Source organism: Streptomyces sp. NPDC002574, assembly GCF_042889545.1.
Classification (GTDB): domain Bacteria; phylum Actinomycetota; class Actinomycetes; order Streptomycetales; family Streptomycetaceae; genus Actinacidiphila.
This window is the reverse complement of the sequence record NZ_JBIARB010000004.1, coordinates 256,088-276,971: the sequence shown is the minus strand read 5'-3', so window position 1 is coordinate 276,971 and position 20,884 is coordinate 256,088. Positions and strand designations below refer to the sequence as shown.

Genomic DNA, 20,884 nt, shown 5'->3' with positions numbered 1-20,884 from the left:
TGTGGTCGTGTTCCGGGCCCCGCACACACCTGTGCCCGGCGCTGGGATGATCTTCCCTGCGCCGGGCACGTCACGCCACTGGTGCGCGGTGCGGACTAGCCGCGGCCGGCCGCCTTCTGGCTCCGGCGGGACACCGAGTCGATGACCACGGCGGCGAGCAGGACCGCTGCGGTGATCATGTACTGCAGTGCGGTGTTCATGTTGAGCAGGTCCAGGCCGGTCTGGATGGACTGGATGACCAGCATGCCGAGCAGCGCGGACCACACGTTGCCGCGACCGCCGAAGAGGCTGGTGCCACCGATGACCGCGGCCGCGATGGCCAGCATCAGGACGTTGCCGCCACCGGCACCGAGCGTCGCCGTGAAGGTCTGGGCGGCGAAGAACATGCCGCCGAGCGCCGCGAAACCGCCGGCGATCGCGAAGACCGAGATACGGACCATGGCGACGTTGATACCCGCACGACGGGCCGCCTCGATGCCGCCGCCGACCGCGAAGACCTTGCGGCCGTAGGAGGTGCGGCGCAGTACGAAGTCCGTGATGACCAGGGCCGCCACGAAGACCACCAGGGCGTTGGGCACACCGCTCGCCTGGTTCAGCACGTACGCGGCGACGAAGGTCACCACGGCGAGGGCGCCGACGCGCAGCGCGATCTCACTGGTGGGCCGGTACGGGACCTCGGCCGCGCGACGGCGGCGCTGGTCGATCAGCGAACCCGCGAGCATGGCCACGGTACCGAGGCCCGCGAGCAGGTAGGCGCCGGCGACGTCCTGGTCCAGGAAGAAGGAACGCTGGCCCAGGATGTGCAGCGGGCCGTTGTCCGGGATGGAGAGGCTTCCGCTGTCGCCGAGCAGCTGCAGCATCAGGCCGTTCCAGCCGAGGAAGCCGGCGAGGGTGACGACGAAGGCGGGGACGCCGATCTTCGCGAAGAACCAGCCGTGCAGCGAACCGATGAGGATGCCGGTCACGATGGTGAGGACCAGGGCGAGCCAGGGGTTCATCCCGTGCTTGGTCACGAAGATGGCGAAGACCGCCGATGCCAGACCGCTGACGGAGCCCACCGACAGGTCGATCTCGCCGAGCAGCAGCACGAAGACCAGGCCGATGGCGAGCATGCCGGTCGCGGCCAGGAAGAAGCCGATGTTGGCGAGGTTGCCCGCGGTGAGGAACTGGCTGGACTGGGTCTGGAAGATGGTCCAGATGATGATGAGGCCGATGATGACCGGGAGCGAGCCCAGTTCACCGCCGCGCACCTTGCGCTTGAACTCCGTGAGGTAGCCCTTGAAGCCTTCCTCGCGGACCAGCAGTCGCGGGTCGACGACGGGCACGGCCGCCGAGGACGGGTCCTCGACCGACGACACCGTCTCGTTCTCCGGCTTGACGGTCTTCGACGTGTCGCTCACTTCGCAACCTCCGTGCGCCGCGCCTGACGGCGGGTCACGGCGTTGTCCGTGGCACCCGTGATGGCGGAGATGATTTCTTCCTGGGACGTGCTCTTGACGTCGAAGACGCCGTTGTTGCGGCCGAGACGCAGCACGGCGACGCGGTCGGCGACGGCCTTGACGTCGACCATGTTGTGGCTGATGAGGATGACGGCGAGGCCGCGCTGGCGCAGCCGCTCGACCAGGTCGAGGACCTGGGCCGTCTGCTCCACACCGAGGGCGGCGGTGGGCTCGTCGAGAATCACCAGCTTGGGGTCGCCGATCAGCGCGCGGGCGATGGCGACGACCTGCCGCTGACCACCCGACAGGGCCGCGATCGGGATACGGACGCTGGGGATGCGGATCGACAGGGTGCTGAGCAGCTCCCGCGAACGCTTCTCCATCGTGACTTCGTCGATCACACCCGCGCGCCGCAGCTCCCGGCCGAGGTAAAGGTTGGCGACGACATCGAGGTTGTCGCAGAGCGCGAGGTCCTGGTAGACCGTCGCGATGCCCAGACCCTGGGCGTCGTGCGGCCGGTTGATGCTGACCGGGTTGCCCTCCCACTCGATGACGCCCTCATCGATGGGGTGCACACCGGCGATCGTCTTCACCAGGGTTGACTTACCTGCGCCGTTGTCGCCGACAAGCGCGACGACCTCTCCGGCGTGAACTTCCAGGTCGACATCGGTGAGTGCCTGAACCGCACCGAATCGCTTGGAGGCTCCGCGCAACGCCAGCACGGGCGTAGCGGACACGTGAACCATCTCCTTCGCCGCCTGACCGGCGGGGATGCCGCGCTTGGACAGGCGCGGAGTTTTGTGCGAGTTGCACTGCCTTACATGATGACAACAGAGTGTCTGTCCGGCGCCCGCCCGTCAGCGGGGTCTGTGGACGGGCGGGCACCGGACAGGTCTGTGCGGCGGCCTCCGGTGGGAGGGCCTGCCGTGTTACTGGATGCCGGCGGCCTTGCAGGCCTTGGCGAACTCGGCGGTGCAGATCTCGGAGGCGCTGTAGAGGCCGTCCTTGATGACCGTGTCCTTCACGTTCGCCTTGGTCACGGAGATCGAAGGCACCAGCTGCGAGGGGACCTTGTCGCCGGAGCCGCTGGTCAGCGTGGTCGTGGCGAGCGAGTCGATGGCCTTGCCCTCGAGCAGGTTGACCGCGAGCTGGGCGGCGGCGTCGGCCTCCGGCTTGAACGGCTTGTAGACCGTGCTGGACTGCGTGCCCGCGATGATGCGCTGGATGCCCGCGAGTTCGGCGTCCTGACCGGTCAGCGGGATGCCGCTGATGCCGGCGCCCTTGAGGGCGGTGGCGATACCACCGGCCATGCCGTCGTTCGCGGCGTAGACGCCGGCGATCTTCTTGGCACCGAGCTGCGTGATGGCCGCCGTCACCTTCTGGTTGGCGACGGTGTCCTTCCACAGACCGCTCTGCTCGTAGGCAATCTTGACCTTGCCGTCGAGGATCTTGTGGGCGCCCTGCTTGAACAGCGCGGCGTTCGGGTCGGCGTCGTCACCGTTGATCATGACAACGTTCGCAGACGGCGTGGCCTTGGAGCCCAGCGCGTCGAGAAGCGCCTGGCCCTGCTGCTCGCCGACCTTCTCGTTGTCGAACGAGACGTAGGCGGAGACCGGACCCTGGGCGAGACGGTCGTAGGCCACGACCTTGATGCCCTTGTCCACGGCCGCCTGCACGGAGGACTTGATGGCCGCAGCGTCCTGCGAGCTGATCACGATGACCTTGACGCCCTTGGTGATCATGGTGCTCACCTGCTGCGCCTGCTTGGCGGCGTCGCCCGCGGCGTTCGCGTACTGCACGTCGCAGTCCGCGCAAAGCTCCTTGACCTTCGCCTCGAAGAGCGGGTGGTCGAACTTGTCGTACCGCGCGGTGACGCTGTCGGGGAGCAGCAGACCAATGGTCTTCGAGCCACCGGAGCTGCTGCTGCCGCTCGCGTCGTCCTTCTTGTCGTCGCCGGCCTTGCCGCAGGCGGCCACGGAAAGGGCCATGGAAACAGCCGCGGTGCCGATCACGACGCGCCGCATCATTGCGTTCATGTGGGGTTGCCTCCCTGACTGGGCCGCAACACTGCGGCCGAGGTGGTCGTGAGTCAACTCGGCAACAGACTTGACGTCAAGAAGTTAATACTTAACGAGATGGCAACGGTGCGTTTCGTTATGTAGATGAACGCAGCGTGATCCCTAGGACACGCCCGCAACGAGGGGTACAGAAGCATCCAAAAGGGACGAATCTCCGACCTCGCTGAGCGCCAGGGCCAGCGCTCCGAGCACCTCCGCACGGCCCCCAAGTGCGCCTGAGACGACGGACAGCCGGCGTGCGGCACTGGGGATCGCGTACCTGGCCACGGACTCCCTGATGGGCCCCAGGACCAGCTCACCGGCCTCCGCCAGGTCGCCGCCCAGCACGACACGGCTGGGGTTCAGGAGGTTGGCCAGACTCGCGACACCCATGCCCACGTGCCGGCCCACGTCACCGATCACCCTGCGGCAGCCCGGGTCGCCCTCGCGGGCCAGTTGCACCATGCGCGCCAGGGTGAGGTCCGGTCCGTGGCTGCCGCGCAGCAGCTCCAGGACGTACCGGGCGGCGGTGAAGGTCTCCAGGCAACCGCGGTTGCCGCAGCGGCAGACCGGGCCCGACTCGTCCAGCGTGATGTGGCCTATCTCGCCCGCGGTGCCCCCCGGGCCCCGGTAGATCCGGCCGTCCATCACCAGGCCGGCGCCGACACCGCTGGCCACCTTGATGTAGGCGAGGTCCTTGACGCCGCGCCCGCTGCCCCAGACCAGTTCGCCCAGGGCGCCGAGGTTGGCGTCGTTGTCCACCTGGACCGGCATGCCCAGCCGCTCGGCGAGCTCCTGGCGGGGGTTGAGGCCCCCCCAGCCCGGCAGGATCGCGGTGGAGCCCAGCGTTCCGGTCTCCACGTCGATCGGGCCCGGGACGCCGAGGCCGACCCCGATGACCTTGTCCGCGCCCACGCCGGTCGACGCGATCAGCCGGGTCACCAGTTGTTCCGCCCGGTCGAAGCCCTCGGAGGCCGAGGTGTCCACGTCGAACGGCTCGGACTGCTCGGCCAGCACCTGGTGGGCGAGGTTGCCGACGGCCACGCGCAGGTGCGAGTGCCCGAAGTCGACGCCGACGACGATGCCCGCGTCCCCGGACAGGGTGACCGCGCGCGCCCGCCTGCCGCCCGAGGAGGTGGGCGTGACCTGAACCGTCCCGCTGTCCCTCAGTTCACGAACGATGTTGGAGACCGTTGCCGCGGACAGTCCCGTCGACCGGGCGATCTCCGCCTGCGTCAGCGAGCCCGCCAGGCGCACGGCCCGGACCACTCGCTCCAGGTTGGCCCGGTGCAGCGACGACTGCGATCCCGGAGTCTCCACGACCATCCCACTCCCGACGACCGGACGGGACCGCACCGATGAGACCCCGTCGTCTACAACATGTGAACTCTAACTTGAGCCTTTGGGCCTACTTCCCGTCAAGGGGGAGAACAACACAGCTGCCGGAATGCCCGAAAACTCCGGAAGCGGCCCCGTCATGTGACGGGGCCGCTTCCGGTTCGGGCGGATCGACCGCGCAGCGCGCCGGGTCGGTCACCCTGGGTCGTCGCGGATTACTTCAGGGTGCCGGCGGTCAGACCGGCCTGGACCTGGCGCTGGAAGCTGAGGTACACCACCAGCACCGGCAGCATGGCGATCGTCATGCCGGCGAAGAGCGCCGGGTAGTCACCGGAGTAGCCCTGCTGCTGCGCCAGGTTCACCAGGCCCTGGGCGAGCATCGAGCGGTCCGGGTCGCTGCTGCTCTGCTGCTGCATGAGGGTCATCGGCAGGATGTACTGGTTCCACTGGCCGAGGACGTTGAAGATCCCGACGCTGATCAGGCCCGGCTTGGCCATCGGCAGCATGACCTGGAAGAACGCCCGGGAGTGCGAGCAGCCGTCGATCATCGCCGCCTCGTGCACCGCCGTCGGCAGCGTCCGGAAGAACGAGTGCATGAAGAAGACCGTGAACGGCAGCGAGTACGCGACGTAGACCAGGATCAGGCCCTGGTAGGTGTTGAGCATGCCCAGGTTGCTGACCATGAAGAACAGCGGCACCAGGGCGAGGTACACCGGGAACATCGCGCCCCCGACGAACAGGTAGAAGATCGCGCGGTTGCCCGGGAACTCGTAGCGCGCCAGCACGTACGCCGTCATCGCACCGAGCAGCATCGTCAGCGGCACCGAGAAGACCAGCACGATCACGGTGTTGACGAAGAACTCGCCGATGCCCTTCTCCCAGGCCCGGGAGAAGGCGTCGAAGGACCAGTGCGAGGGCCACGACCAGGCACTCGCGCCGATCTCCGAGTTGTTCTTGAACGAACCGAGGACGATCCAGCCCAGCGGCAGCAGGATCATCACGCCCCACAGCACGAGGAAGCCGTGCGAGAAGACGTTGATGGTCGTGCCGCCCTCGGCGGAGCGCCTACGGTCCGGCTTGCCCTCGCCGTCCACGGGCGGCCGGAAGACGAGGGGGACGGGCGTGGGCTGCTTGATGGGAGTGGCCATGGGATGCGCCCCGCTCAGAATTCGACGCGCTCGCGGCGGGTGGCCCGCAGCGCGATGGCGGAAAGGATCAAGGTGAGGAAGAGGATGACAACGCCCATGGCGCAGGCGTAGCCGCTCTTTCCGAAGGTGAGGAAGTTCCGCATCAGATAGGTCGCCATGACCTCACCGTGATAGTCGGGACCGCCGCCGAAATTCGATCCCGGGGTGAGGGTCGAGGCCAGGGCGAAAAAGTCCATCGCGGCGATCGCGAGATAGACCCAGGCGGTCTGCACGCTGTCCCACAGAAGCGGCAGCGTCACCTTGAAGAACGTCTGCAGACGGCCCGCGCCGTCCAGCAGGGCGGCCTCGTAGATGTCCTTCGGAATGGACTGCATGGCCGCCGAGAAGAGCACCAGGTAGAAGCCCACACCGGCCCAGATCTGCACGCCCAGCAGGCACCACATCACCAGGTTCGGGCTGTTCAGCCACTCGATCGGATTCTGCGCGTCCTCCAGGTGCAGCTTGAGGAGCACGCCGTTGAGCAGGCCCGATCCGTCACTGCGGTAGATCGCCTGGAAAAGCACGATGAGAATGGCGACCGAGAGCACCTGGGGGAAGAAGAACACCACCTTGTAGAAGGCGGAGCCGCGGACTCCCTGGACGCCGGTGGTGCCGCCGCGGCCGCCGACATTGAGCATGAAGGCGAAGAACAGCGCCAGCAGGATCGTGATCACGGGCAGGCACACCAGCAGCAGCGCATTGTGCTGCAGTGCCTGCAGGAACACGTGGTCGTGGAAAAGCGTCGTGTAGTTCTTCAGACCGACGAAGTTCATCGTCTGCGACTGACCCGACCAGTCCGTCAGCGAATAGCCGAAGGTCTGGGCGTACGGCCAGATCACGAAGACGAAGTACAGGACGACCGGAAAGAAGAGAAACCCCACGATGAAGGGGTACTTGCGGTATCGCATGGCACTGCTCCTGCCATCGGATAGACCATCGCACCGGGGCCCCGACCGCCCCCTCTTCCATGAGGGGGGATCGGGCCCCCGGTGCGCAAGGGCTGGTGGACGGTTAGCCCTTCTTGGCCTTCTCGGCCGCCGCCTTGACCCGCTTGAGCCACTCGGCGGGCTTGATGCGCTTGGCCATCAGCTCGGCACTGGCGTTCTGCACGTCCGTGTCGAAGGCGCTCTGCGTGTTGGGGTAGTTGTAGTTGAAGACGTTGCTGCCGGCCGCGCTGAGCGCCGTCACGGTGGACTTGGTGCCCGGGCGGAGCTCGACGTCGGAGCCGACGCCGTCCTTGAGGACGGTCAGCGAGTTCGCGGTCTGCGCGAACTTGCTGGAGCCCTCCTTGGTGAGCATCAGGCGCAGGAACTCCAGGCCGCCGGCCTGGTTCTTGGCCTTCTTCGGGACGATGAAGGGCTCACCGGCGCCGGCGCGGATCGCCTCGAAGGGCAGCTTGTCGCCGTCGAGCGAGGGGATCGGCATGAAGGTCATCTCGAAGTCCGAGGGGGTGGCCTTCAGCTGCTCGTTCTCCAGCCACGAACCGCAGGGGATGAAGGCGGCCTTGCCCTCGTTCCAGGCGGTCTGCGACTCGATGTGGGTCATGCCGTTGGTGCCCGGCAGCAGGTAGCCCTTGTCCGGGATCTCGTAGACGGCCTCGACGGCCGCCTTCGCGGCCGGCTCGTCCCAGACGGTCGGGTCGAGGCTGTCGATCCGCTTGACCAGGTCGGGACCGCCCTGCTTGGCGATCAGGTCCATGACCACGATGTTGATGTAGTACGGGTACTTGCCCTGGTGGCAGAAGGGGGCCATCCCGGACTTCTTGATCTCCGCGCACAGCGACATGAAGTCGGCCCAGGTCTTCGGCGCGGTCCAGCCCTTCTCCTTGAAGAGCTTGCCGGAGTACCACAGGCCCCACACGGTGTAGATGTAGGAGAGCTGGTACATCTTGCCGTCGTCAAAGGTGCCGGTCTCGATGGTGCCCGGCTGCAGGACGTCGCGGATCTTCTTGCTCGGGTCGTCGATGTACGCGGCGTCGAGGAGGGGGGTGAGGTCGGTGAGCTGGCCGCTCTTGTAGAGGACGTCCAGCTTGATCTGCGCGGCGCCGGAGTCGTCCACGACGTCCGGCGGGTTGCCGGCGTTGAAGCGGGGCTGGAGCTTGCCGGTGATCTCCTGGGTGCCCAGGTGGCTGACCTTCGCCCCGGAGAACTTCTTCTGGTAGAGCTTCTCGAACTGCTTGGCGTAGTCGTCGCCGTAGCCGCCCTTGAAGATCACGACATCGAGTGCGGCGTCGTTGGCCACGCCGAACGGATTGTCCTTGGACTTCTCCCCCTTCTCGGGGGCATTGCTGCCGCCACCGCTGGACGCGCACGCGCTCAGCAGTCCCGCGGACGGGGCGGCCAGCAGGCTCACGGCCGCTGCCCGCTTGATCAGATCGCGCCGATTGACGTCGGATCCCATGCTCAAGTCCTCACCTTCTCCAGGACCCAGGCAGTGCGGAGTTGTTTCCATGCACGGGCCACACACCCGCCGTTCCCCCCGCGCGAGCCCGTGTTGGCGGGCCCCCTGGACGCGCACAGGTATAGTCCACTTCCCGCGAAGTGGGCAAGGTCATACGCGCTTTTGGCAGACAGCTTTCCCTAGTTGAGACCTCGCGGTAACGCGAACGGGCCCGCACCCCCTGCCGGGGTGCGGGCCCGCTGCGGCCTTGCGAGCGCCTTGATCCTTACTTGCGGATCAGCGAACGCAGGACGTACTGCATGATGCCGCCGTTGCGGTAGTAGTCCGCCTCGCCGGGGGTGTCGATCCGGACCACGGCGTCGAACTCGACGCCGGTGTCCGTGCTGACCTTGACGGTGCGCGGCGTGGTGCCCTCGTTGAGCTCGGTGACACCGGTGAAGGAGAAGGCCTCCTCACCGGTCAGGCCCAGCGAGGCCGCCGTGGCGCCCTCGGGGAACTGCAGCGGCAGAACGCCCATGCCGATCAGGTTCGAGCGGTGGATGCGCTCGTAGGACTCGGCGATGACGGCCTTGACGCCGAGCAGCGCGGTGCCCTTGGCGGCCCAGTCCCGGGAGGAGCCGGAGCCGTACTCCTTGCCCGCCAGGACGACCAGCGGGGTGCCGGCGGCCTGGTAGTTCTGCGACGCGTCGTAGATGAAGGCGACCGGGGCGCCCTCCTGCGTGAAGTCGCGGGTGTAGCCGCCCTCGGTGCCCGGCGCGATCTGGTTGCGCAGGCGGATGTTGGCGAAGGTGCCGCGGATCATGACCTCGTGGTTGCCGCGGCGGGAGCCGTAGGAGTTGAAGTCGCGGCGCTCCACACCGTGTTCGGTGAGGTACGTGCCGGCCGGGGTGTCGGCCTTGATGGCGCCGGCCGGGGAGATGTGGTCGGTGGTGACCGAGTCGCCCAGCTTGGCCAGCACGCGGGCACCGGTGATGTCGGTGACCGGGTCCGGCTCGTGCTTCATGCCCTCGAAGTACGGGGGCTTGCGGACGTAGGTCGACTGCGGGTCCCACTCGAAGGTGTTGCCGGTCGGGATCGGCAGCGACTGCCACTGCGCGTCACCGGCGAACACGTCCTGGTAGGACGAGGCGAACATGTCCTGGCCGATCGCGGCGGCGACGACCTCGTTGACCTCCTGCTCGGACGGCCAGATGTCCTGCAGGTAGACCGGCTTGCCCTCGGTGTCCGTGCCGATGGCGTCCTTGGTGATGTCCACCTTCATCGAACCGGCGATGGCGTACGCGACCACCAGCGGCGGGGACGCCAGGTAGTTCATCTTGACGTCCGGGTTGATCCGGCCCTCGAAGTTGCGGTTGCCGGAGAGCACCGAAGTGACCGCCAGGTCGTGCTCGTTGACGGCCTTGGAGACCTCGTCCGGCAGTGGGCCGGAGTTGCCGATGCAGGTGGTGCAGCCGTACCCGACGAGGTTGAAGCCCATCTTGTCGAGGTACGGGGTGAGGCCGGCGCGGTCGTAGTAGTCCATGACGACCTTGGAACCCGGGGCGAGCGTGGTCTTGACCCACGGCTTGCGGCTCAGGCCCTTCTCGACCGCCTTCTTGGCCACCAGGGCGGCGGCGACCATGACGTACGGGTTCGAGGTGTTGGTGCAGGAGGTGATCGCGGCGACGGTGACGGCGCCGTGGTCGATCTCGTACGTGGACCCGTCGGGGGCCGTGACGAGGGTCGGGCGGGACGGCACGCCGTTGACCGCGGCCGGGGCGTCGGAGGCCGGGAAGGACTCCTTGCCCGCCTCGTCCGCGGTGTCCACGTAGTTGCGGACGTCGCTCTTGAACTGCTCGGCGGCGCTCGCCAGGACGATGCGGTCCTGCGGGCGCTTCGGGCCGGCGATGGAGGGGACGACCGTGGCGAGGTCGAGCTCCAGCTTCTCGGAGAAGTCCGGCTCGGCGGCCGGGTCCAGCCACAGACCCTGCTCCTTGGCGTACGCCTCGACGAGGGCCAGCTGCTGCTCCGAACGACCGGTCAGCTTCAGGTAGTTAATGGTTTCTGCATCGATCGGGAAGATCGCCGCGGTGGAGCCGAACTCCGGCGACATGTTGCCGATCGTGGCGCGGTTGGCCAGCGAGGTGGCGGAGACGCCCTCGCCGTAGAACTCGACGAACTTGCCGACGACACCGTGCTTGCGCAGCATCTCGGTGATGGTCAGCACGAGGTCGGTCGCGGTGGTGCCGGTGGGCAGCTCACCGGTCAGCTTGAAGCCGACGACGCGCGGGATCAGCATGGAGACCGGCTGGCCGAGCATCGCGGCCTCGGCCTCGATGCCGCCGACGCCCCAGCCGAGGACGCCGAGGCCGTTGACCATGGTGGTGTGCGAGTCGGTGCCGACCAGCGTGTCGGGGTAGGCCTGGCCGCCCCGGACCATGATCGTGCGGGCCAGGTGCTCGATGTTGACCTGGTGGACGATGCCGGTGCCCGGCGGGACGACCTTGAACTCGTCGAACGCGGTCTGGCCCCAGCGCAGGAACTGGTAGCGCTCCTTGTTGCGGCCGTACTCCAGTTCCACGTTCTGCGAGAACGACTCCGGCGTACCGAACTTGTCGGCGATCACGGAGTGGTCGATGACCAGCTCGGCGGGCGCCAGCGGGTTGATGCGGGACGGGTCGCCGCCCAGTTCCTTCACGGCCTCGCGCATGGTGGCGAGGTCGACCACGCAGGGCACACCCGTGAAGTCCTGCATGATCACACGGGCCGGCGTGAACTGGATCTCCTGGCTCGGCTGCGCCTGGGAGTCCCAGCCGCCGAGCGCGCGGATGTGGTCGGCCGTGATGTTCGCGCCGTCCTCGGTGCGGAGCAGGTTCTCCAGCAGCACCTTCAGGCTGTAAGGGAGGCGCTCGGAGCCCTCGACCTTGTCCAGCCGGAAGATTTCGTACGACTCGTCGCCCACCTGCAGGGTGCTGCGGGCGTCGAAGCTGTTCGCCGACACGACAGTCTCCTTCGTAACTTTGCGCGTACCACCGCAATGCTGCCGCTACGGCCTGAGGCCGATCCGCTAAGGTATGACTAAGTAAGGTGAGCCTTACCTGTGGCGGCAGCGGTGCGCCTCGGCAGATATCTCGATGTCGAGATAACTCTAATACATCACCGCTGCCGGGTCATGCGCTGGGCCGCCCCCGAGCCGTCGGAGGCCGCGGCCGCCCCGCCGGGCGGCCTCTTCGGCGCTGCGCGCGGCGACGCCGAGGACGGCCCTGAGAGGGGGCTCCGGGCCCCCGTGGCCCCTCGTAGGCGGCCCCGGCCGCCGGGCATGCGCCGGGTGCCCGCCGTGCCGTGTCCGCGCCCGTGGGACGGCACGGAAAAGCGCCGGTGGGCGGGACCGTGATCACGGCCCCGCCCACCGGCGGCTTTGGCTGGTTCAGCCCAGTTCGGCTCAGCTCTGGTCGGTGACCTCGAAGTGCAGCCGGACATGTGCAGCCGAATCGGCGCCGGCCAGCGTCACACCGGTCGGACCCGGCTTGGCCGTCCCCGGAACGCTGATGGTCGCGCCGTAGATCACACCGTCGGCGTTCGCGTGCACGGTGATGAAGGCGAGGCCGTCACCGAAGCCGATCCGCACGGCCTCGTTCGGGGCGAACCCGCTGGCGTTGACGGTGATCGCCGTGGCGCGCGGCCCCGACGTCGTCGACAACAGCACGTCGGGACGGTACGTCCGCGCCACCGGTTCATCGGTCACCCGGACGGTGGCCGTCGCCGGAGTACGCGAGGACGTGCCGGCCGCGGTGATGGCGTACCGGCCGGGCTCCGCGTCGTCGGACGCCGCCACGGACGCGTGGACCGCGCCCGTCGCGGAGGCCTCGACCGTCACGCTGCGCGCCGGGCTGGTGCCCAGCTTGACGGTCACCCGCTCGCCGGCGGCGAACCCGCTGCCGTTGACGGTGATCGCGTCACCTGCCTCGACGCCGGCGGACGCCGACGCCGAGATCGTCGGCTGCAGTGCCGCCTCCCCCACGGTCACGGTGAACGTCTCGGTCCTGCTGGAGAGCGTGTCCCACGTGGTGACGTGCACGGTGTACGTGCCCTGCTGCACGTACGTGTGCTCTCCGCCGATCGCACCGGACGCGTCGACCGTGGCGTCGGACGGAACCGTGCCGTCACCCCACTGGACGCGCGCCTGGTAGCCCGTCGGGCCGGGAACGCCGCCGGTCACCGAACCGAGGTCCGCCGCGAGGGCCTTCCCCGGGGTGGCCGTCCGGTCCTTGGGCGTGGTGGTCACCAGCGCGGGAGTCGGCGTGCCGTCGTGGGCGACGGCGAACACATGGATCCGGCCGGCGGAACCGGCGTCGCCGGTCTGCTTGGGCAGGGTCACCGACACGAGCGTCTTGCCCGCCGGGATCTGGAACGGCGTGGTGGCGAACAGGAACGGCTGGGCGCCGTCCCGGCTCGTGCCGAGCAGTCGGTAGGCGGACTTGGCGACGACGATGTTGCCGAAGGACGGCGTGCCGTTGGCGTTGCCGCCCAGCGTCCAGTCGCTCATCTGGATCGGGACGGCGGTGGTGCTGCCGTCGCTGAACGTCGCCGTGCCGGTGGTGTTCTGGTTGCCCTGCGTGCCGGAACCGATGAACGAGATGCTCTTCGCGTCGGCCGGCAGGTTGAGCACGAGCGTGCTGCCGTTGCCCGTGGCGTTGTCCGGCTGACCCGCCGGGGTCTCCGGCAGCGTGAAGTGCAGCGCCGTACCGGGCACGTCGTGCTGCTGGCCCTGGGTCACGCCGGCCGCCTTGAGAGCGGCACGCGAGTACGCCCAGGACTTGCTGTCGCAGTTCGCGGCGAGCGCGCCCTCGTCCCCGATGCAGACGGTGTCGAAGGCGGCGGTGAGGCTGGAGCCCGGCGCGTACGCCACGTCGGCCCCGACCGTTCCCGAGCCCTGGACGGTGCCGTCGGTCACCGTGACGTTCGCCTGGTAGTAACCGGGCTTGGCGTAGGTGTGCGTACCGCTGACGCTGTACACGCCCCGCGAGCTCAGGGCCGTGGTGCCCGTGGTGACCGGCGAGCCGTCACCCCAGTCGACCGTGGCCTGGTAGCCGCTCGCGGTGCCCCCGGTGACGGTGGCCAGGGGCGCCGACACCGCGACGCCGGACGTCGCGTGCAGCCCGCTGCTCACGCCGGCGACCGTCAGGTCGCCGCCACCGAGCTGGACGTCGCCGCCCGCGAGCAGTTCGACCTCGGCGAGGCTGGTCTGCGCGGCGCCGGCGGTCTCCTTGACGACCAGGCGGAACCGCGCGAACGTCCCCGGGTTGCCGATCTTGAACGGCCGGGTCTGGTTGCGGGACGTGAACACCTCGCGGTGACGGGAGTCGAGCGTGGTCCAGGTGATCCCGTCGTTGGAGGCCAGCAGCTTCCAGTCCGTCGGGTCGCCCGCGCCCGCACCGGAGGTGAGGGTGTAGTACGACGGCGTCTGCTTGCCGCCGCGGTAGACCCAGTCGATCTGGGGCTCATCGCCGGCGAAGGTCATCTGCGTGGTCGACGAGTCGTCGAACAGCTTCGACGCGTCCTGCCCGTCGCTGGTGGTCGCGGTGCCGAGGCCCGGACCCGTGGTGTCCTGCAACGGCTTGGGCACGTCCGTGCCCTCGGTCAGGGACGGCGGCGCGTCGTTCTTGCCGGTGCCCCAGGACGACGGCTGCGAGCCCATGGCGAAGTCGATCGTGCCACCGTGGACGAGCTCGGCCGAGTCGACGGACACGGCGCGCTGCGTCTTGCCGTTGACCTTCACACCCTGCACGTAGACGTTCTTGGTGCTGTTGTCCGGCGCGTTGACGACGATGTCGCCGCTCGTGCGGTGGACGGTCATCTTGGTGAACTGCGGTGAACCGATGGCCCAGTTGGAGGAGCCGGCCTGCAGCGGGTAGATGCCCAGCGAGCTGAGGATGTACCACGACGACATCTCGCCGTTGTCCTCGTCACCCGGGTAGCCCTGGCCGATCTCGTCGCCGACGTAGACGCGCTGCAGGAGCTCCCGCACGATCGCCTGCGTCTTGGACGGCGCACCGGCGTAGTCGTACATGTACGGGATGTGGTGCGAGGGCTGGTTGCTCATGCCGAGCTGACCCAGGCGCACCGCCTGTGCTTCGAGCATCTCGTGGATCGTGCCGTTGTACCCACCGGGGTGGTCGGCGTTCTCCGGGGTGGAGAAGAACTGGTCGAGCTTCTGCTCCAGCTGCTTCTGACCGCCGTAGAGGTTGGCCAGGCCCTGGCCGTCCTGCTGCGCGGTGAACGCGAAGTTCCAGCCGTTCGTCTCGGTGTAGGCGCCGCCCCAGTCGAGCGGGTCGCCGGTGAGGAACGTGCCGTTGGCCTGGCGTCCCTCGAAGAACTTGCTGTCCTTGTCGAAGAGGTTGACGTAGTTGCGGGCACGCTGGAGGAAGTACTGCGACTCCTCCTTGATCCGCTTGCGGTCGTCCTTCGGCACGGACTTGTCGTCGGCCAGGGCCGCGCCCATGTTGCCGATGCCGTAGTCGTTGATGAAGCCTTCCAGCGCCCACGACACGGACTCGCCGGTGGAGGTGGGCGTGTAGCCGAGGAACAGACCGTTCTCGATGCCCTTGCGGCCGACCTCGCTGCGGCCGGACGCGACGGTGGCGTCCTTGACCGCCGCCTCGTACGCGGCGAGCGGGTCGGGCACGTCGACACCGTTGAGGTAGGCCTCGGCCAGTGCGACGTTGGCGCTGGTGCCGGTCATCAGGTCGGCGTAGCCGGGCGAGGACCAGCGGGCGATCCACCCGCCGTCGCGGTACTGCTGGACGAAGCCGTCGGCGATCTTGGCCGCGACGTCCGGGTACAGCAGCGAGTACGCGGGCCACACGGTGCGGTAGGTGTCCCAGAACCCGTTGTTGACGTAGATCTGGCCGTCCACGACCTTGGCGCCGGTCTGCGTGGCGGTCGAGGTGCCGGTCGGTGCCGACACCGGGCTCGCGTACTGCCAGCGCGGCGCGGCGGCGGTGCCGGTGTTCTCCGACTGCGAGTTCGGGTACAGGTTCAGCCGGTAGAGGTTCGAGTACAGCGTGACCTTCTGCGTCTCGTTCGCGCCCTGCACCTCGATCCGGCCGAGCCGGTCGTTCCACGCCGCGGTGGCCGCGTCGTGGATCTGGTCGAAGCTCTGGCCGGTGACCTCCAGGCCGAGGTTCTTGCGCGCCTGGTCCACCGAGATGAACGAGGTCGCGATCCGCAGCGTCACCTGCCGGCTCGCGGAGGTGTCGAAGGTCGCGGAGGTCGCGGAGGTCGCCGTCGGCGCCCGGTCGAAGGTGCCGGACACGAACATCCGGCTGCGACCGGCCGACAGACCGCTTCCGTTGTCCACCCAGCCGGTGAAGGTGCCGTCCGTGCCGATGGTGAACGTGCCGTTGTAGAAGACCAGGCTTCCGGTGGCCTGCCCGGACGGGAAGGTGAACTGCATGATCCCACCGTGGTCGGTGGGCGACATCTGCGCCTTCAGGCCGTTCTGCGTGGTGACCTGGTAGAAGTCCGGTCGCGCGATCTCGTCGTCGTGGCTGAAGGCGAGTGCGCGTCCGCTGGGCGCTCCGGTGAGCGAGCCCCCGGCCGGCACCGGCATGACCGACATCTGGTTGCGGTCACCCATCCACGGGCTGGGCTCGTGCGAGATCGCCAGTCCCTGCAGCGTCGGCAGGTTGGCCGCGTTGTTGCCCGCCTGGTAGTCGTACTCCCAGGAGTTGGACGCGGCGTTGGTGACCGGCGTGAAGAAGTTGAAGCCGTTCGGCATCGCCGAGATCGGCAGGTTGTTGCCGCGCGAGAACCCGCCGGACGCGTTGGTGCCGCGCCGGGTGTCGACGAAGTTGGTCAGGCTGGAGCCGTCGACCGGCGTCGGGGTGCCCGACACGGTGACGGCGTCGAGCCAGCCCTGGAAACGCGTCGACGCGGTGGCCTTGGGGTCGTCGTAGGAGAGCAGGACGCGGTCGATCGTCTTGCCGTCGGCGACCGCCCCGATCTCGGACTGCACCGCGTTCCACTGATCGGCGTAGAGCACCTTCGACGCACCCTGCCCGGCCGCCGTGAGCGCGTAGCCGTGCTGGTCGACGGGCGAGAGGCCGCTCAGGTAGCTGCCGTCGGTGAAGTGCAGGTCGACGGCCGCGTAGGTGGACGGGTACTGGGTGTCCTTGGCCGTGAACTCGGGGAAGATCTTGTACGACAGCCGGGTCTTCGGCCCGACCGGGATGTCGACGTCGAAGAGCTTGTTGGTCGCGTACGAGCGGCCGTCGGCCCGCGCGCCGCCCGAGTACCGCAGCGAGGCCACTCCGGAGAACCCGGCGCCCGGCTTCATGTTGTAACCGCTGACCGGTCCGGCGCCGGCGACACTGACCATCGGGGTGGCCGGCGGAAGGACGTTCGAGCCGTCGCTGATGTTCCAGTCCGCGAGCTGGAGGATGGAGTCACCGGAGTTCGCCGTGACGTTCAGCCGGTAGTAGGCGTAGGCCGTCGTGTTGCTGAAGCTGTAGGTGTTGGTGGCGAACCGGCCGCTGAAGCTCACACCCGTCCGCGTGTCCAGGTCGGTCCACGCGCTGCCGTCGTTCGACCCCTGTACGGCGAAGTCCTTGGGGTCGCGGCCCGCCGCGTCGTTCGCGGAGGTCAGCGAGTACTTCACCACCGCCGCGGGCTTGGCCAGCCGGTAGGTCACCCAGCCGGTCTTGGCGAACGCCAGCCACTTGGTCGACGGATTGGCGTCCTTGACGTTGGCGGCGACCTCCCCCGGAGGGTTGTCGGCGCTGGCGGTCACCGCGTCGACCTGGTCGAGCAGGCTGCCGGGCAGTCCGGTGGAGCTCGATCCGCTCAGGTTCGCCTGGACCGGCTTGCCGCTGCCGTCGACCTCGACGGTGCTCTCGGCGGCCCGCGGGTCGGCCGACTCGAAGGACGAGCTGAAGTTGCCGGGCGGCGGCGCCGCGGCACCCGCCGAGGGTGCGACGACCAGCAGCCCCACGGGGAGCGACAGGGCTATCGCCGCGCCGGCCCATCTTCGCAAGGACATATGGCGGGCGGAGGGGGAAGGTGACACGGAGGGACCTTTCGTCATTGGAGGTCGGGAGCATCACGTCGGGACGTGCCGCGGCTCGGTCCTGGACGGCGCCAGGAGGCGGTTCGGCCCGGGGAACAGGTCAGTGGGGAGCGGTGCCGCGATCGCCGACGCGAGGCGGCGACAACCGCCCCGGCCCCGGGCACGAGTTGGGGCGAAGGTCCTGGATCATGCGGAAGCTCCGTAAGGGGATGGGGGACTCGTAAAAGGGCACACCCTGCCGTAGATCGCGGTTAGCCTGTTCCTTACCAGACAACGTTGTCAAGAGTGGAGCGCGTAACCCCCGTGAAATAGCCCGTTCTCCTTCCCGGTTCGCCCGGCCGCGACCGGACGGGCGAACCGGGGCCCGCGACCGGCCCCCACCCAACCGCCACCCCTGATCAGGTACTTCGGCGACGCCGCGCGGTGAGCGGCGCAGGAGGACCGGGCGGCTCACGCCTCCGGGAGCATCAGGGCGTTGAGTTCGCCCCAGGGGATGCCGCCCGCCAGCGCGGCGTAGCTTCCGGTCCCCAGCAACTCGCGGGCCGCGCGCTCGACGAGGGCGTAGGCCGCCTCCGCGACGGCGCTGCCCAGGCTCACCCGCGCGGCTCCGGCGGCGGCGAGTTCGGCCACGGCGGGCGCCCCGGGACCGGCGAGGACACCGAGGGGGGCGTCGATGCGGGCGGCGAGTTCGGCCACGAGCGCCGGGTCGGTGACGCCGGGCACGAAGATGCCGTCGGCCCCGGCGTCCAGATAGACGGCGGCCCGCTCAAGGGTCTCGTCGACGTCGCCGGGACCGCGCAGGAAGGTGTCGGTACGGGCGTGGACGAAGAGCGGCACCCCGGCCCCGTCGGCGGCCCGGCGCGCGGCGGCGATCCGGGAGGCCTGGTCGGCCGGGGCGCGCAGCGGCTGCGGGCCGCCGGCGTACGAGTCCTCGATGTTGACCCCCACGGCGCCGGCCGCCAGGACCGCCCGCACGGTGTCGGCGACGCCCTCGGGACCGGTCGCGTAGCCGCCCTCGATGTCCGCGCTCACGGGGACCGCGACGGCCGCCGCGACCCGGGCGGTGAGCGCCAGCGCGAGGGACGGCTCGACGTGGCCGCCGTCCGCGGTGCCGAGGGTCCAGGAGACCCCGGAGCTGGTGGTGGCTACGGCGGCGACCCCCGCGCGCTCGGCGACGCGGGCGCTCGCGGCGTCCCACGCGTTGGCCAGCAGCAGGGGGCGGCCGGGAACATGGAGGGAGCGGAACAGTTCGGCCTTGGCCTTGAGTTCAGGATTCACACCGGGCAGTCCATCAGCACGACCGGGTGACCGTCCGGCGGTTTCCCGACACGACCGTCCGCTCACGTCGATGTCGGATTCTCGCTAGCCTCCGGGGCCCTGCCCACGGATGCTGGGTGATGTGCATGAGGACTTCGAACGCTGCGTACGCGCCGTACAGGCGAAGGACTCCCGTTTCGACGGGTGGTTCTTCACCGCGGTGCTGACCACCGGCATCTACTGCCGGCCCGGCTGCCCCGTGCACCCGCCGAAGCCGGAGAACATGACGTTCTACCCCAGCGCGGCCGCCGCCCAGCAGGCCGGTTTCCGGGCCTGCAAGCGGTGCCGCCCGGACGCCAGCCCCGGCTCGCCGCAGTGGAACGAGCGGGCCGACCTGGTGGCCCGCGCGATGCGGCTGATCGCCGACGGGGTCGTGGACCGCGAGGGTGTCCCGGGCCTGGCGGGGCGGCTCGGTTACAGCACCCGGCAGGTGGAGCGGCAGCTGCTCGCCGAGCTCGGGGCGGGGCCGCTGGCGCTCGCCCGTGCGCAGCGGGCGCAGACCGCCCGGCTGCTCATCGAGACCTCGGCGCTGCCGATGGGCGACGTCGCCTTCGCCGCCGGCTTCTCCAGCATCCGCACCTTCAACGACACCGTGCGCGAGGTCTTCGCGCTCACGCCGAGCGAGCTGCGCGGGCGGGCGGCCCGGCGGGGCCGGGACCGGGCGTCCGCCGGGGTCCCCTACGTCTCCGGAACGCTGTCGCTGCGCCTGCCGTACCGGACGCCGCTCTGCCCCGGCAACCTCTTCGGGCACCTGGCCGCGACCGCCGTGCCCGGCGTGGAGGAGTGGCGCGACGGCGCCTACCGCCGCACGCTGCGCCTGCCGTTCGGGCACGGGATCGTGGCCCTGCGGCCGGAGGACGGGCACATCGGGTGCCGGCTGTCGCTCACGGACTGGCGCGACCTGTCGCACGCCATCAGCCGCTGCCGCTGGCTGCTGGACCTGGACGCCGACCCGGTCGCCGTCGACGGGCTGCTCCGCGAGGACCCGCTGCTCGCCCCGTACGTCGACAAGAGCCCGGGGCGCCGGGTGCCGCGCACGGTGGAGGGCGCGGAGTTCGCGGTGCGGGTGGTGCTGGGGCAGCAGGTCTCCACGGCGGCGGCGCGCACCCTGGCCGGGCGCCTGGTCACGGCGCACGGCGATCCGGTCGCCGACCCCGGCGGCGGCCTCACCCACCTCTTCCCGTCACCCTGGGCGCTGACCTCGCTGGACCCCGAGCGGCTGGCCATGCCGCGCACGCGACGGACCTCGCTGACCGGGCTCGTGGAGGCCCTCACCGAGGGCGGGCTCGACCTGGACGTCGGCAGCGACTGGGACAAGGCGCGCGAGCAGCTGGCCGCCCTGCCGGGCTTTGGCCCATGGTCGGTCGAGGCGGTCGCGATGCGTGCCCTCGGCGACCCCGACGCGTTCCTCCCCACCGATTTGGGCGTACGCCTCGCGGCGGATTCGCTGGGCCTTCCGAGGACCCCAGCGGCCCTCGTCCGGCGCTCCGCCGCGTGGCGGCCCTGGCGGGCCTACGCCGTGCAGTACCTGTGGGCCACCGGCGACCACCCGATCAACTTCCTCCCCTCCGGCAAGAACTGAGCCTTCGTCATGTCACTTCGTACACACACCTCGACGGACAGCCCGGTCGGACCGCTGACCCTGGTGGCGACCGACGGCGTCCTGTCCGGTCTCTACATGGCCGAGCACCGACACCAGCCCCCGGTCGAGACCTTCGGCGAGCGCCGCGACCCCGCGGACTCCCCCTTCGCCGAGGTCGCAGAGCAGCTCCGGGCTTATTTCGCGGGTGAGTTGACCGACTTCGACCTGCCGCTGGCGATGGCGGGCACACCGTTCCAGCAGCGCGTCTGGGCGGCCCTGCGGGAGATCCCGTACGGCACCGTCATGACGTACGGCCGGCTGGCCGGCGAGCTGGGCAACCCCGGCTCCTCACGTGCCGTCGGACTCGCCAACGGACGGAACCCGATCAGCATCGTCGTGCCCTGCCACCGGGTGATCGGCGCCTCGGGAAGCCTGACCGGTTACGGGGGCGGCCTCGGCCGGAAGAGGTACCTGCTCGACCTGGAACGCGGGCTGCCATCTCATATGTGAGATACCCT

12 protein-coding genes are annotated in these 20,884 nt (G+C 69.3%); 2 read left to right on the top strand and 10 right to left on the bottom strand.

The features are described from left to right. Nucleotides 1-95: 95 nt before the first annotated feature. The 10 genes from ACFYXS_RS11030 to ACFYXS_RS10985 all read right to left on the bottom strand — a co-directional run bounded on the left by ACFYXS_RS11030 (nt 96) and on the right by ACFYXS_RS10985 (nt 18,745). Nucleotides 96-1,400 (bottom strand): sugar ABC transporter permease, encoded by a 1,305-nt coding sequence (locus ACFYXS_RS11030; RefSeq protein WP_389246270.1) that lies wholly within the window; start codon nt 1,398-1,400, stop codon nt 96-98. Next, nucleotides 1,397-2,185: an ATP-binding cassette domain-containing protein gene (locus ACFYXS_RS11025; protein ID WP_389246268.1), complete on the bottom strand. Its 789-nt coding sequence runs from the start codon at nt 2,183-2,185 to the stop codon at nt 1,397-1,399. The genes ACFYXS_RS11030 and ACFYXS_RS11025 overlap by 4 nt, the downstream gene beginning before the upstream one ends. A 183-nt stretch (nt 2,186-2,368) precedes the next feature. Then, nucleotides 2,369-3,475, bottom strand: coding sequence for a sugar ABC transporter substrate-binding protein (locus tag ACFYXS_RS11020; RefSeq protein WP_389246266.1), 1,107 nt, complete (start codon nt 3,473-3,475; stop codon nt 2,369-2,371). A 144-nt stretch (nt 3,476-3,619) separates the two neighbouring features. After that, nucleotides 3,620-4,816, bottom strand: a complete 1,197-nt coding sequence (locus ACFYXS_RS11015; RefSeq protein ID WP_389246264.1) for an ROK family protein — start codon at nt 4,814-4,816, stop codon at nt 3,620-3,622. A gap of 233 nt (nt 4,817-5,049) precedes the next feature. Next, complete coding sequence (locus tag ACFYXS_RS11010) at nt 5,050-5,982, bottom strand: carbohydrate ABC transporter permease (RefSeq protein ID WP_389246262.1); 933 nt, start codon at nt 5,980-5,982, stop codon at nt 5,050-5,052. A gap of 14 nt (nt 5,983-5,996) precedes the next feature. Then, nucleotides 5,997-6,929 carry a carbohydrate ABC transporter permease gene (locus ACFYXS_RS11005; RefSeq protein ID WP_389246260.1) on the bottom strand — a complete coding sequence of 311 codons (933 nt, stop codon included), beginning with the start codon at nt 6,927-6,929 and terminating at the stop codon, nt 5,997-5,999. A gap of 103 nt (nt 6,930-7,032) precedes the next feature. Further along, on the bottom strand, nt 7,033-8,421 hold the full coding sequence (gene ngcE / locus ACFYXS_RS11000; RefSeq protein WP_389246880.1) for an N-acetylglucosamine/diacetylchitobiose ABC transporter substrate-binding protein: 1,389 nt from the start codon (nt 8,419-8,421) through the stop codon (nt 7,033-7,035). A gap of 265 nt (nt 8,422-8,686) precedes the next feature. Next, nucleotides 8,687-11,401, bottom strand: a complete 2,715-nt coding sequence (gene acnA, locus ACFYXS_RS10995) for an aconitate hydratase AcnA (protein WP_389246258.1) — start codon at nt 11,399-11,401, stop codon at nt 8,687-8,689. Between the two features lie 441 nt (nt 11,402-11,842). Beyond that, on the bottom strand, nt 11,843-17,434 hold the full coding sequence (locus ACFYXS_RS10990; RefSeq protein ID WP_389246256.1) for a GH92 family glycosyl hydrolase: 5,592 nt from the start codon (nt 17,432-17,434) through the stop codon (nt 11,843-11,845). A 483-nt stretch (nt 17,435-17,917) separates the two neighbouring features. After that, nucleotides 17,918-18,745, bottom strand: a complete 828-nt coding sequence (locus ACFYXS_RS10985; RefSeq protein WP_389246254.1) for an isocitrate lyase/phosphoenolpyruvate mutase family protein — start codon at nt 18,743-18,745, stop codon at nt 17,918-17,920. Nucleotides 18,746-18,866: 121 nt separating this feature from the next. Here ACFYXS_RS10985 and ACFYXS_RS10980 point away from each other — a divergent pair, with 121 nt between their 5' ends. Both ACFYXS_RS10980 and ACFYXS_RS10975 read left to right on the top strand, forming a co-directional pair. Beyond that, complete coding sequence (locus tag ACFYXS_RS10980; protein WP_389246252.1) at nt 18,867-20,366, top strand: AlkA N-terminal domain-containing protein; 1,500 nt, start codon at nt 18,867-18,869, stop codon at nt 20,364-20,366. A gap of 9 nt (nt 20,367-20,375) precedes the next feature. Further along, entirely contained in the window at nt 20,376-20,876 is a 501-nt protein-coding gene (locus tag ACFYXS_RS10975) for a methylated-DNA--[protein]-cysteine S-methyltransferase (protein ID WP_389246250.1), read from the top strand. Nucleotides 20,877-20,884: the final 8 nt, after the last annotated feature.